Origin of the sequence: Synechococcus sp. H55.10 (assembly GCF_047502715.1) — a bacterium.
Classification (GTDB): Bacteria; Cyanobacteriota; Cyanobacteriia; order Thermostichales; family Thermostichaceae; genus Thermostichus.
In genome coordinates this window covers 1-13,539 of sequence record NZ_JANSJJ010000310.1, presented here as the reverse complement: position 1 = coordinate 13,539, position 13,539 = coordinate 1, and the positions used below count along the sequence as shown (strand labels likewise).

The following is a 13,539-nucleotide window of genomic DNA, read 5'->3' as shown; positions in this document are numbered from 1 at the left end:
GGGATCCCCAGAATGGGAAGCTGCTGCCGCTATTGAGGGAGCCGCTTCTCGAAGTCCAAATCTGGCAGCGGCAGGTTGGCCGGCGTGCCCCCCTGGCCCGTCAGCATCGCCAAGCGGCGAGAGATCTCATCGTCCATGGCCATCTCGTCCAGTTGAGCGGCAATTTGCTCGCTGCGATCTTCCGAAAGCTCGCTCAGGGCGCGGGCCTTGAGCTGGCGAGCCTGGACAGCGTTTTTGGCTGCCTCAAATTGCGACTTGGCTGAGTCGATGTTGTAGGAATTGTTGACACGGGTCATCTGCTCGAGAGCTTGGTTCACCTCGTTGATGTCTTTGAGGTTGCTCAGCTCGCTCTTGTAGGCGGCCAGTCGCTCCTTTTCGCGGGCCAGCTTCTGCTTGGCCGCGTTGACATAGCGCTCGGCAGTTTCCACATTCTCTTTGAGGGGGCCGAGAATGGCCTCAATTTGCAGCGCTTGGGACATGGCCAAGCGGGCCGCCTCTTGATCGCCCCGTTGGGCGGCCAGGCGAGCTTTGTTCTCCAGAGCCTGGTACTCCCGCACCTTTTGCATGTACTTCTGCTCGGCCCGCTGATAGGCAGCCACTTGGGTGGCAACGGCTTCGGTGAGACGCTGAACCGTTTCCTGCATGGTGCGCAGGGATTCTTCCGCCACCATCACTGCCCCTGTGCCCCCTTTGTCCACGGGGAGCCCCCACAGCCAGTTCCAAGTTCCGACGATGACGCTGCCGGCCCGTTGCCCGAAAATGCCGTAGATGATCTTGCGTGCACCCATAACCTGACCCTCCTGTTTGCTCTTGCCTCTACTGTATTTAACTTTCTCCGCAACTGACAGATCTTCTAGGGATCCGGCAAGTGGACAAATTCAAACCCCCGCTCCTTCAAAGCCGGGATCAACTGCCGCGCCACCTCAGCCACTTGGGATCCCCCCTGAACGCCATCGTGCAGCACGATCAAGGAGCCAGGCTGTACCTGGGCCAGCACCCGCTCCACCACCACCGCTACCGGTGGAGTCAGCCAATCCTCGGGTACCACGCTCCACATCACCGGACAAAAGCCCCAACGGCGCAAATCCACAAGCGTCTGCGGCCAAAACAAGCCATTGGGCGGGCGCACAGCCCGATAATCGCCGGGGATCCCGCCACAGGCAGCCACCAGGGCAGCTTGGCTGCGCTTCAGGCTCCGCCGCAGTTCGTCGGGGGCAAGCTGGGTAAAAGAGCGATGCTGCCAGCCGTGCAGGCCAATGCGGTGACCTTGCTGGCGGATCTGACGGGCTAGGTGGGGCCAGCGCTGCACCCGTTCTCCCAGGACAAAAAACGTGGCCGGCACCTGAAAATCCAGCAAAACCCGCAACAGAGCCGGGGTGTACTCGGGGTGAGGGCCATCGTCAAACGTGAGGGCCACCCGCCGAGCATGGGGATCTGCCGGCAGCTCCCACAGGCCCTCGGGAAAGAGGATCTTGAGGCCCCAATGCAGGGGTGGGTAGAAGAATGAGGGCAAGATTTGCCGAGAAGAAAAGAGCATTTCCGTTAGCCTGGCAAGTCTACAGATAGCTTGAGCCTAGAGCCAGTTCCCGGCAGCGTTGAGCGAGCAGTTGAAGCAACCCATTCAGCTAGAAACCGCAGAAGCCCCGCGCTCTGGCGTAGCCGGTCGCGAAGCGGGACGGAGTCCTTGCGTCGGGAGGAATGCGAGAAGCCGGACAACAATGTAGTTTACGTGTGACCGCCCACAGCAATCCAGTCGCAGCTTCTTCCAGCGTTAGCAATATAGGTCCATCTCTAGATCCATCTCTTGCGTAGGAAGGATCCCGCTTGGCTGAGGTTCACCTCATCAACTGCTGGGAAGCCAAGAGCCGGCACTAGGGCAAACTGGATCTATCTGGCCGTGCTGTCGCTATCTGGATCCCTTGCGGATCCCAACGAAGCAGTAAAATTGAGGTCAGGCTGACCGTAGAGGTGTCGAGTTGGCTGCCAAAGCCTGGAAACTGTTTTGAAAGCGAGGAAAACGCCGTGGAGCTAGCTGAGATTGAGGAGTTGATGAACAAAGCTGTGCAAGCCACACAGCGCTCCTTTAATACGGTACGCACCGGGCGGGCCAATGCCAGCCTGCTGGATCGCGTGCAGGTGGAGTACTACGGCGTGCCCACTCCCCTGAAGGCCCTGGCCAGCCTTACCACGCCAGACTCCAGCACTCTCTTGATCCAGCCCTTTGATCCCTCGACCTTGGCGGCCATTGAGCGGGCTATTGTCGCCTCTGACCTGGGCTTAACCCCCAGCAACGACGGTAAGGTGGTGCGCCTCAACATTCCCCCTCTGACGGAAGAACGCCGCAAAGAGCTGAGCAAACAGGTGGCCAAACTGGCCGAAGAGGGTCGGGTCTCGATCCGCAACATCCGGCGGGATGGCATCGACTCGGTGCGCAAGCGGGAGAAAAACGGGGAGCTGTCGGAAGATGAATCCAAAAGCTTGCAAGAGGATATCCAGAAACTGACCGACCGCTACATCAAGAAAATCGATGAGCTGCTGGCAGAAAAAGAAAAGGAACTGACCACTCTTTAAGGCTTTGTCCTTGAAGCACCCCTGCCAATTCATTTTTGGCCCACAGCAGTCAAGCGGCAGTTCTCTCCCTGTGGCCGGGATCCCAGGTTGGGCCAGGATGGAAGGAAGAAGGCGGCGGGCATAGCTGTCCATGGATCTGATCCTGTGCCATCAAGCGGCGGACTTCGACACCTTGGGGGCAGCGGTGGGGGCAGCGCGCCTGTACCCGGGAGCCCGCATTGCCTTGACCGGGGGATCCCTGCCGGGGGTACAGGAGTTTTTGGCCCTGTACCGGGATGAATTTCCCCTCATCGAGCTGCGTTCGGTGGATCCCCGCCAGGTGCAGCGGTGGATTGTGGTGGATTGCCACGATCCGGATCGCCTGGGCAAGGCCGCCGCTTGGGTGAATGTCCCCGGCGCGCAGATTGAGATTTTCGACCACCACCTCCAGGATCCGGAAACCCCGCCAGATTGCTTTTGGCCGCAGCAGCAGGTTACCTGCCATATCGAGGCTGTGGGATCCACCTGTACATTGCTGGTGGAGCGGCTGCAGGCTGCCGGGATCCCCCTCAGCCCTTTTGAGCGGCTGGCGCTGGCCTTGGGCATCCACATGGACACCGGATCCCTGACTTTCCCGGAAACCACCGCCCGCGATGCTGCCGCCCTGAGCTGGCTGTTGCAGCAGGGGGTAAACCTGGTCTTGTTGCGGCGCTTTTTGGGGGATGGCCTCACCCCCCAGATGCGCGAACTGCTCAGCCAGGGGCTGGCCCAGATGCAGGTAGAGCAGGTGGGGGAGTATCGCCTGGGAACGTGGCTGCTGGAGCTGCCGGAGTTTGTGCCCGGCTTGGCTGGCTTGGTGATGCGGCTGATGGATCTGACGGGGGTGGACGTGCTGCTCTTGGTGGCACGGCAGGGGGAGCGGCTGAGCCTGATCGGGCGGGCACGGCAGGAGTTTGCCCGCCTGAGCCAGGTGATGGCCCTCTACGGTGGCGGCGGCCACGACTGTGCAGCGGCGGCCACGCTGAAAGCCAGCCCCGACCAGCCTTTGCCCGACCCGGCCCAAGTCCTGGCGGCCCTCAGCCAGGCGGTCAAAGCGCGGATCCCACCCCCGGTGACGGCCAAAGACTTGATGTCGGCCCCGGTGCGCACCATCCGACCGGAGATCACCATCGACGAGGCGCAGCGGGTGCTGTTGCGCTATGGCCATTCTGGCCTGGTGGTGGTGGATGCCCAAGGCCGCTTGGTGGGGGTGATCTCGCGGCGGGATATCGATATCGCCCTGCACCACGGGTTTGGCCATGCCCCCGTCAAGGGCTACATGACCACCGACGTCAAGACGCTCTCCCCCGACACGCCGCTGGCGGAGATCCAGCGGTTGATGGTGCAGTGGGATATTGGCCGCCTGCCCGTGCTCCAGGATGACCAGTTGGTGGGCATCGTGACCCGCACCGACGTGTTGCGGCATCTACACGAGCTGCCGGCCCTCTCGCCGCAGTTGGCTTCCCCTGCCCTTTCCTGCCCTCTGGATCTCACCTTCGCGGCTCTGTCGGAACGGCATCGACAGTTGCTGGAGCAGGCCGCCCGCATCGCCGATGAAAAGGGCCTGAGGGTGTATCTGGTCGGGGGAACGGTACGAGATCTGTTGCTGCACCGGTGGGGGCGCCCGCCCTCACCCAACCTGGAGCGGCTGGATCTGGACTTGGTGGTGGATGGGCCTTACCCCTTGGCTATCGCCGGGACAGATCCCCCAGGCTGGGGCTTGATTTTGGGACAAGCGCTCAAACAGCACTTCCCAGAAGCGCGGCTGGAGATCCACGGCAAATTCCAAACGGCGGCTTTGATCTGGCCAGGCGGCTTTTGTGTGGATATCGCCAGTGCCCGCACCGAGTTTTACCCCTACCCGGCCTCGCCCCCCGAAGTGGCCATGGGATCCATCCAACAAGATCTCTACCGGCGGGATTTTTCCATCAACGCCCTGGCCCTGCGCCTCAACGGCCCCCAGCGGGGACAGGTGCTGGATTTTTTCGGCGGACAAGCGGATCTGCAGCAGGGGATCATCCGCGCCCTGCACCCCAACAGCTTCATCGAGGATCCCACCCGCATCTATCGAGCAGTGCGCTTTGCGGTGCGCCTGGGCTTTAGCTTGGACTCGACCACAGAAAAATGGATCCGCGCTGCCGTGGCCAGTGGCCTGCACGATGCTGTCGGCGGGGATCGCCTCAAGCAAGAGCTGGCCTACATTTTCCAATCCCGCGATTGGCCGCAGGCTTTTGAACGGCTGGCGGAATGGGGAGCCTTGCGCTGTATTCACCCCGACCTGGAGTGGGATCCCTCCCTGTGTCGGCGGTTGCAGCGGGTGGGCCGCTGGGCCCATCACTTTCGCCGCCGCTATCCCGAGCTGGGCTCCCAGGAGATCTGGCAACTGCGCCTCGAGGCTCTCCTCCTCACACTGCCCCAAGCGCCCCAGGTAGCCAACCAGCTCCACCTCACCCAAGCGGGCGTCGAACGCCTCAGCCAGTTCCCCCACTACCAAACCCTGCTGGCCCAACTGAATTCTGGATCCCTGTCTCCTGCCCAGGTGGTGCAACGGCTGCAGGGGCTGCGGATCCCGGCGGTGATTTTGTTGGCCAGCCTTGCCGACAAACCGGCCCGGCGACTGATCTGGCGCTACTTGCAGGAGTGGCACTGGGTCAAGCCGCTCCTCAACGGCCATGACCTGCGTCGTCTGGGCTATAGGCCAGGTCGCTCTTTCCAGGCGATCTTGGAGCAACTGCGTTGTCTCACCCTCAACGGCGAACTCACCACCCCGGCAGAAGCCGAAGCCTGGCTACAAGAACACTTTCCCTTGCCGCCAGCTCAACCCAGCGAGGAGCCCCATCAATCGAAATAGAAGAGAGTTACCAACTTGTGTTGCTCCTCGGCGTGCTTACAGGCATCCAGGAGCGTGACGCTGTCGTGAAAGACAAAGCAGATCAACTGCTGACACTTGCTGATGATCTCCAGATTGCACAGGCGGCTGGCTTCTGCCAGGGGAAGGTGGTCATTTTCGGGGTGCTCTACCAAATGCAGCACCTGCTCCAGGCTGGCCCGCGACTCTGCCGGCTGTCGCTCCAGGCTTTGCGGCAAGATCACCGTCAGCGATTTCATGTCCGCCCGCATCGCCCCCCGAATCACAGCCAGGTTGGTGCCAATGGCCCCAGAGGTGAGGATCTGGTTGCCGGTGAGGGCCAAAGCATAGCTGAGGGTCTCGATGAGGTACTGGTGGGTGATGGGCACGTGACGACTGCCCAGGATTGCCACTCGTTTCGGCCCAACTTGCTGAATCGCGGCCAGCTCCTGCAAAAAGGTGTCAACGCTGGTGGGAAGATCAATAGACTGGGTCAACGGGATCCCTCGGCAAACTTTCAAGATCTTGGCTAGGCTATGCTAGCCCAATTTTTCGCCTTGGGATCCGGCCTTATTGGGTCGCGGCCTCTACCAGCGCAGCAGCGCGGCTGCTCCTTGGAATTCGTGGAGCAAGCGGTCTTCGGCCTCGCCACGGACAAACTCCAGCTTGGCGCCAAAATCGCGGGCCAGCACCCAGACCTGATCCCGCAGCGCCACCGGTTGCGGCTCTGGGCAGAGGAGCCGGGCCATCTCCTGGGTTCCCCCCACCGATCCGTCTGGGCAGCGCCAGATGGTAGTCTCCAACCTCCAGGGCAGGACGAGAATTTCCACCCGACCCAGTTGGAGAGCGTCCAGCACCGCGTCCACGCCCCAAGCGCCGGGCTGCTCCCGAATCCGCTCCAACAAGGCCAGTTCCCCTCGGCGCTCGGCGGCCTCCAGGACGGGCAGCACCCGCTCGAGGATGTCTTGCGGTGTGGGGGCGTGGAAATTGGTCGGATGCCCCACCCGCGCGACGATGCGGTTGCGCAAGCCGCGGTTGAGGTAGCCCTCAAAGTGAGACACCTGCCAGGCTTCCCCCATGAGCACCAGGCGCTCGATGCCCAGGCGATCCACCGCTTTGTCGAGGGCCTGGGCCAGGCGCTGGTAGAGCTTGTGCATCCAGAGGCTGACCTTGGCCGCCTCCCGCTCCTTGGGGGAGAGTTTGTCGAAGGTGCCGCCGCTGCGGGCGCGACGCTCGGCAACGACATTCTCGATGCGGCCGGCCAGCTCCTGGAGTTCTCGCCACTCGTCGGCGCTGATGTTGGCAAAGACTTCCGTGTCCTCCCGCAGTTCTCCCAAAAAGAGCTCGTAGAAGTGCCACCTGGCGCCGGACAGGTGCAACACCCCGGCCCGCTCATATTCATCGAAGGCGAAAATCAAAGGGGTCAAGTACGGCTCACCCCAGCGGGCTTCTACCCGCCCGTGGGCCAGATCCACTACGGGCAGCTCCACCTGCAGGTCGATTCGACGCAGCACTAGCTTGCCATCAGCGTTGCGGCTGGCAAAAAGAACTAAGGTGCGGGCGGAAGGGCGCTCCTGTTCCAACAGGGCAAGGATTTGCTCGTAGAGAGAAGGATCCCGCTTGCCCTCCCGGAACTCCGGCAGCTCTTTGATAGCGTTCTTGATGCGTCCCACCCAGGCAAGGCGGGCGTTTTCAGGACGGGCAGGGTTGATGTCGGCGTATAACGAGAGCACCGGCGTGCTGCTGTCGCCAAAGGCAGCTTGCAAATCCCGGATCAGGGTGTTGAGCTCGTCCATGGTTTTGAAAGGGCTTCACTGCAAGATATCTAAAGTAGGGAATGCGACGGCAGATCCCTCAAGGGATCCCACGCAAGATGGAGCTCAGTTGAGCTGGGCTTGGGGAGAAGATTCTGCCTGGATCTGGATAGTGTAGCTCATGTGGCTGTGAACACCCCTGCCCAGCCAATGGCCGTAGATAGGAGCGGCATCTCTGGGGTAGGCGCTGGCCGCCAAAGCCACATGGCCATCGGCCACGGCCAGCCCTTGGGTGGGATCGAACCCTCGCCAACCGGCCCCTGGCAGATACACCTCCGCCCAGGCGTGCAGATGACGATGCACAGGCTCTGTGGTCTCCCCCGCCGGCTGCGAAGAACCGACCTGGTAGCCACTGACAAAGCGTGCGGCCAAGCCTACGGTGCGGCAGACCTCCATAAACACCAGCGTCAGGTCACGGCAGGCGCCGGTTTTGCGCTGCCAGGTCAGGCCGGCGGGCCAAGGATCCCCCTTTTCCCGCAAGATGTGGCGGCACTCGGAGTAGATGCGTTGGTTAAGCGCCGGCAAAAAAGCCGTCGTCTCCCCCTGCACCTGATCCCAGAGCTCCCAGGCCAGGCTTTGGATGCCGGCATCTGCCTGGGTCGCCAGATAGGGCTGCAGTTGGGCTGCCAGCGTGCTGGGGTAGTTGATGGGAAGGTGGGTGGCCCAATCGCAGAGCAGATAGTCAAAGGGGTTGCGCCGCAGGGTGACCACGGTGGACTGGGTTTGGACGCGCAGATGTTCGGTGGGATCCCCAAACCAGAGCTGAACCGCCGCGTTGCCATCCAGATCCACCAGCTCCGATTGGCCTGCCGGGCGGGGATCCACCTGCAGATCAAAGGCCAAGAGGGCTTGGATCCCGTTGCAACGAGGTCGCAAGCGCACAGTGTGGGGCTCCAGTTGCACCGGACAACTGTAGCGGTATTCGATGAAATGGCGGATTTGAATTTGCACGGTTCGGTGAATGGATACTCCTCAGAGCCGGCCCAACCCCAGACGAACTAGGGATGGTCTTGCTTGGCCTGTTGCCAGAGAACTTCCAATTCCTGGAGACTGCGTCCTTTGAGCATGGAGCCTTTGCCATCGCCGGGCATGGATCCTGTCGGCTCCTGGGCCAGCTCTTCCATGCGCAAAAAACGACGGGCAAAACGCAGGTTGGTCTGAGCCAGCGCTTGGGCAGCATCCAAGCCATAGCAACGGCCCAAGTCGACCAGAGCAAACAGCAGATCCCCCAACTCGGCTGCCTGTCGGGCCGGATCGGGGGGATCCCTTTCCAATTCTTGGCGCAGCTCGGCTTCTTCCTCGCGGATCTTGGCCCAGATCCCCTTCACCGTTGGCCACTCAAATCCCGCTCCCACCACCTTTTGGGAGATCTTCAGAGCAGCCATCAGGGGGGGCAAACTTTGAGCATAGTGGAGCAGCTTTTGACCAAGGTTTTGATCCGGTTGCTCCTCTTGCTTGATCTGCTCCCAAGAGCGGTGCAGCTCGGCCAGGTCTGCCGGCACAGCCTCCCCAAATACGTGGGGGTGACGACGGATCAGCTTATCGGCAATCCGCGCCGCCACAGCTTCCAGATCAAAGTGGTTCTGCTCGGCAAAGATCTGCGACTGCAGCACCACCTGCAACAACAAATCCCCCAGCTCATCGGCAATCGCTGCCGGATCCCCGCCGCGAATGGCCGCTACCGCCTCATACGCCTCTTCGAGAATGTAGGGAGTAAGAGACTCTGGAGTTTGGGCCCGATCCCAAGGGCAGCCGTCGGGAGCACGCAACCGAGCCACAATCGCCGCCAAACGACTCAGGTGCAGAGTAGAGGCGGGACGCTCCAGATAAAGGTGGGCAAAATGGCCCGTTGTCTGCGGATCCCAGCTTTGAAGCGTCAAGGGGCCGGCCACCACCTCTAAGCCTTCTGCCAGCAGCGTAACAGACTGGACAGGGGCACAGACCTGTTGCAGAAAACGGCGCAACTCCCCCAGATCCTTTCCCCCACAGCTTTTCAGCAGCAGGGATCCCTGCTCCGCAGTAGACCACCGAGCCAGCGCCTGTTGCCAGTCGGGCTGAAGACTATCCAGCGTTTGCAGCATGGTCAAAAGGGTAGGTGCGGCCCAAATCCAAAAGGCGGCTGAGCTGCTCTAGATCGATGAAACTCAACTCCAAAAGAATCATCAGCAACGGCCCTTGCTGGCGATGCTGCAGCTTTTTGGCCAAACTCAGTTGAGAACGGTCGATAATACCCGTTTCCAACAGATATTCCTCAAGGGCTGGGGGGGGAATTGGATCTAGCATGGTCGTTTCGCGGCGCTGAAGAAGGACGACTGTGAAAACTGAGAAGATAGTCAACCAATGTAACTATTCTTAACACTCCTATAGGATTTCGGCAAAGATCTGGCCAGCGAGTGGGCCAAAGGCCGGTTTGCCAAGCCCTGCGCCCACAGCTCCACAGCGAGAAAACCCCTAGATTACTCGGGTAAATGAGGTTTTCGTATCCAAAGATACAAAAAACAGTTGGAAGAGGTCATGGTATGATAGCAGACTCACGAACAGTTGGCAGCATCTCAAAAGGCTGGCTAGCTTTTCCTCTTGGGAAAAACCAGGGAGCTTGAGCAAGATGTTACCTTTTTATCCTGGCAACTTCGGTACTTAAGATAAAAATCTTACATTAATGGCTCAGGGATCCAGTGGGTTCTGGGCTTTGCCTTGTTGTTTGGGTCGGGTCAGGTTTCGGGCCTGCACCGGCCTAGGTCTCGGCTAAGCTAGAGATGGTTGCAGCATGAACTCTCCCTATGTCTGAAGCTCAGGGGTTACTGCCGGTGGGGGCGACGGTTCAGGTGGTGGAGATACCGCCCTATCTAAAGACGGCTGACCCGATGCCGATGTTGCGCCCGGCCCATTTGATCCGCTTGCACGAACAAGGGGTGATCCTGCAGCGGCGGCTGTTGGGCACCTATTGTGTGCAATTTGCCAATGGCGTCTTTCTCATCGACGGGAAATATATTGCCCCGGTGGGATCCCTGTCTTAACGGGCCCATCTCTCTTCCAAGGCAGCTCGATGGGTTTTTGGGATCGGACAGCTTGCTGCAGAATTGAGTTTTCACCTTACCGGCGGACTTTCGCGGTAGATTAAAGTGTGCCAATTGAGGTTGGATCAAGGTTTGGCTTATCCGCTGGGATCCGCCTTAACTGGCAGCAATTGGTTCTTCTGCTTCTGTTGCCCTCCATCCCACAAGACCAGCGCTGCTTATGCCCAGAGTTATCGTTACAGATCCCATCGATCAGGCGGGGATCGATATCCTCTCTCAAGTGGCTCAGGTGGATGTGCAAACCCAGCTCACCCCAGAGCAGTTGATCGCGGTTATCCCCAGCTACGATGCCATCATGGTGCGCTCCGGCACACGGGTCACCCGCGAGGTGATCGAGGCGGGGACGAACTTGAAAATCATCGGGCGGGCGGGTGTTGGAGTCGATAACATCGATGTGCCTGCCGCAACCAAAGCCGGGATCCTGGTGGTCAACTCGCCCGAGGGCAACACCATTGCCGCTGCCGAGCACGCCATTGCTTTAATGATGGCCCTCTCGCGCCACATACCGGATGCCAATGCCTCTCTGAAAGCGGGCCAATGGAATCGGCAGGAGTTTGTCGGCGTAGAAGTCTACAAAAAAACCCTGGGGATTGTGGGATTGGGGCGAATTGGCTCCCACGTGGCCCAGATTGCCAAGGCGATGGGGATGAAGCTGCTGGCCTACGACCCCTACCTCTCCATGGAGCGGGCAGAGCAACTGGGGGTGCGCCTGGTGGACTTCACGACTTTGGTACAGGAATCGGACTACATCACTCTGCACATTCCCAAAACGCCTGAAACCACCAACCTGTTCAACGCCGAAACCTTCCGTATGATGAAGCCGACTGCTCGCCTAATTAACTGTGCCCGTGGCGGCTTGGTGGATGAACAGGCGCTGTACGAAGCCCTGAAATCCGGCCAAATTGCCGGAGCCGCTTTGGATGTCTTTGCCAACGAGCCGCTGAAGGACTCTCCGCTGTTTTCTTTGGGCAAGGAAGTCCTGCTCACCCCCCACCTAGGGGCCTCCACCGAAGAAGCCCAGGTGAATGTGGCTATCGACGTGGCCGAGCAGATCCGCGATGTGTTGTTGGGGCTGCCGGCCCGCTCTGCCGTGAATATCCCCGGCTTACAGGCAGAGGTGTTGCAAAACCTGAGACCCTACCTGGACTTGGCCGAAACCTTGGGCAACTTGGTTGGCCAGTTGGCTGGGGATCGCGTCAACCAGTTGGAGATCCGCCTGCAGGGAGATCTGGCGGAAAAAGATGGGCAGCCGATCGTCATTGCCGCCCTCAAAGGGCTTTTGACGCTGGCGCTGCGGGAACGGGTCAACTACGTCAACGCCTCCATCGAGGCCAAAGAACGGGGCATTCGGGTGGTGGAAACTCGAGATCCCTCCTTGAAAGATTATTCGGGATCCCTGACGTTGATTGCCCATGGCCCCAATGGGATCCGCTCCGTTTCGGGGGCGTTGATCGGGGAGCGAGAGGTGCGGATTACCCAGATTGACGAGTTCCCGGTGAATGTGCCCCCTTCCGCCAACATGCTGATGACCCTGCACCGAGATATGCCCGGGATCATCGGGCGAATTGGCACCCTGCTGGGAGCCTACAATGTCAACATCGCCAGCATGCAGGTGGGCCGCAAGATCATCCGCGGCGATGCAGTAATGGTGCTCAGCTTAGATGATCCCCTGCCAGATGGGATCCTAGAAGAGGTACTCAAGCAGCCGGGCATTCGCGACGCTTTTGTGGTGAACCTCTAGAGCCGCTGGTAGCGATCCCCAAACCTCACTTCCCCTAGCTAGCGAGACGGAGTCTTGGCTTGAGCCAGAGCGATCTGTCCTTAAACCTGCCTCAGATCCCAGACTGGGATTGGCCGGCGTTTCTGGAGTCGCTGGGCCATTTTGGTGTGGATCTCAGCCTGGAGCGCATGCAAGTCCTGCTGCAGCGCCTGGGTCGGCCCCAAGCCGGGATCCCGGCTATCCACGTGGCCGGCACCAACGGCAAGGGATCCGTCTGTGCCTGGGTCAGCCACGTGCTGTGGGCAGCGGGCTATCGCGTCGGTCGCTACACCTCTCCCCATTTGGTGGACTGGCGGGAGCGGATCTGGCTGAACGGGGAGTACATTTCTGCCAACGACTGGAGCCAAGCGTTGGCCCAAGTGCGCGACTGCCTACAAACCTATGCTCCTGGCGAGGCTTCTCCCACCCAGTTTGAGGTCATCACCGCTGCCGCTTGGCTGTACTTCCGCCGGCAAAAGGTGGACGTGGCAGTGATAGAAGTGGGCTTGGGTGGTCGGCTGGATGCCACCAATGCCGGGATCGAGCCCGTGGTGACCGCCATCACCTCCATCGGCTGGGATCATTGGCAGCGCTTGGGCAACAGCCTGCCCCGAATTGCCTCTGAAAAGGCGGGTATTCTCAAGCCAGGGATCCCAGCAGTGTGCGCACCCCAAACCCCAGAGGTTACAGCAGTTATCCGAGCCAAGGCAGAGCAGTTGCAAAGCCCCCTACGGGTGGTTGAACCCCTGCAATGGTTGCAACCCCAAACCGTCCGATGGCGAGGGCAGATCCTCACCTTGCCCCTCAGCGGCGATGTACAACTCACCAATGCAGCGGTAGCCCTTGCCGTTGTGGAAACCCTACAACAACAGGGCTGGCAGATCCCCGATGCCGCCGTAGAAAAGGGGTTTGCCATCACCCGCTGGCCGGGGCGCTTACAACGGGTGCAGCTTGGTTGCCGCCAGTTGCTGATGGATGGAGCCCACAACTTACCCGCCGCCCAGGCTCTCCGTCGTTATCTAGACAAGCACCAACCTGGATCCCTTGCCTGGTATGTCGGTATCCTCAGCACCAAGGATGTCAAAGGTATTCTCAGCACCCTGCTGCGACCGGGAGATTCCTTCTTCGCCTTGCCAATTGCCGGACACTTAGGGACAGATCCCGAACAACTGGCCCAACTGGCCCAAACCCTGCAACCCCATCTCGCTTCAGCACAAGCATTGCCCGATTTGTCTACTTTTTGTGTTCAGATGCAGGAGTCTCAAGCTGTTGGGGAGCCACCGGCTGTGGTTTGCGGGTCTTTGTATCTATTGGGCCAAGTGATGCGGGAATGCTTGGGATGGGGATTGGCCCGTTGACAGCGGGGTTGAGCAAAGACTAGCCCCCCCTTGGGTGGTGGGGGGGCAGAGGTGAGCCTGGCACCGAGCTAGGTTACCGGCGGGTCACCCCACC

At 60.3% G+C, this 13,539-nt stretch carries 12 protein-coding genes; 5 read left to right on the top strand and 7 right to left on the bottom strand.

Annotated elements, in window-relative coordinates; genetic code table 11:
* Positions 1–29: 29 nt before the first annotated feature.
* Together NW858_RS14360 and NW858_RS14355 are read right to left on the bottom strand one after the other, a co-directional pair.
* On the bottom strand, positions 30–788 hold the full coding sequence (locus tag NW858_RS14360) for a PspA/IM30 family protein (protein ID WP_414520747.1): 759 nt from the start codon (positions 786–788) through the stop codon (positions 30–32).
* A 65-nt stretch (positions 789–853) separates the two neighbouring features.
* Positions 854–1,537, bottom strand: a complete 684-nt coding sequence (locus NW858_RS14355) for a polysaccharide deacetylase family protein (protein ID WP_414509955.1) — start codon at positions 1,535–1,537, stop codon at positions 854–856.
* 485 nt (positions 1,538–2,022) lie between these two features.
* On the opposite strand from NW858_RS14355, the gene frr reads away from it, so the two are divergent.
* Together frr and NW858_RS14345 are read left to right on the top strand one after the other, a co-directional pair.
* Positions 2,023–2,571 (top strand): ribosome recycling factor, encoded by a 549-nt coding sequence (frr, locus tag NW858_RS14350; RefSeq protein WP_414334688.1) that lies wholly within the window; start codon positions 2,023–2,025, stop codon positions 2,569–2,571.
* A 130-nt stretch (positions 2,572–2,701) separates the two neighbouring features.
* On the top strand, positions 2,702–5,440 hold the full coding sequence (locus NW858_RS14345; RefSeq protein ID WP_414334689.1) for a CBS domain-containing protein: 2,739 nt from the start codon (positions 2,702–2,704) through the stop codon (positions 5,438–5,440).
* Here the strand turns inward: NW858_RS14345 and NW858_RS14340 are convergent.
* The 5 genes from NW858_RS14340 to NW858_RS14320 form a co-directional block, all read right to left on the bottom strand.
* Entirely contained in the window at positions 5,428–5,934 is a 507-nt protein-coding gene (locus NW858_RS14340; protein WP_414334690.1) for a DNA recombination-mediator protein A, read from the bottom strand. The two genes, NW858_RS14345 and NW858_RS14340, sit on opposite strands and share 13 nt — an antisense overlap.
* Before the next feature lie 90 nt (positions 5,935–6,024).
* Complete coding sequence (locus tag NW858_RS14335; RefSeq protein WP_414520746.1) at positions 6,025–7,233, bottom strand: VLRF1 family aeRF1-type release factor; 1,209 nt, start codon at positions 7,231–7,233, stop codon at positions 6,025–6,027.
* Between the two features lie 84 nt (positions 7,234–7,317).
* Complete coding sequence (locus NW858_RS14330; RefSeq protein WP_414520745.1) at positions 7,318–8,202, bottom strand: transglutaminase family protein; 885 nt, start codon at positions 8,200–8,202, stop codon at positions 7,318–7,320.
* A 47-nt stretch (positions 8,203–8,249) separates the two neighbouring features.
* The gene (gene mazG / locus NW858_RS14325; protein WP_414520767.1) at positions 8,250–9,332 is read right to left on the bottom strand and encodes a nucleoside triphosphate pyrophosphohydrolase; all 1,083 of its coding nucleotides are present in this window, start codon (positions 9,330–9,332) and stop codon (positions 8,250–8,252) included.
* Positions 9,313–9,534, bottom strand: a complete 222-nt coding sequence (locus NW858_RS14320) for a DUF2949 domain-containing protein (RefSeq protein WP_041438119.1) — start codon at positions 9,532–9,534, stop codon at positions 9,313–9,315. Before NW858_RS14320 ends, mazG begins: the two co-directional genes overlap by 20 nt.
* Positions 9,535–10,031: 497 nt before the next feature.
* Here NW858_RS14320 and NW858_RS14315 point away from each other — a divergent pair, with 497 nt between their 5' ends.
* The 3 genes from NW858_RS14315 (at position 10,032) to NW858_RS14305 (ending at position 13,445) form a co-directional block, all read left to right on the top strand.
* Entirely contained in the window at positions 10,032–10,268 is a 237-nt protein-coding gene (locus NW858_RS14315; protein WP_414334693.1) for a DUF3148 domain-containing protein, read from the top strand.
* Between the two features lie 220 nt (positions 10,269–10,488).
* Entirely contained in the window at positions 10,489–12,069 is a 1,581-nt protein-coding gene (serA, locus tag NW858_RS14310) for a phosphoglycerate dehydrogenase (protein ID WP_414334694.1), read from the top strand.
* A 59-nt stretch (positions 12,070–12,128) separates the two neighbouring features.
* On the top strand, positions 12,129–13,445 hold the full coding sequence (locus NW858_RS14305; RefSeq protein WP_414338181.1) for a bifunctional folylpolyglutamate synthase/dihydrofolate synthase: 1,317 nt from the start codon (positions 12,129–12,131) through the stop codon (positions 13,443–13,445).
* Positions 13,446–13,539: the final 94 nt, after the last annotated feature.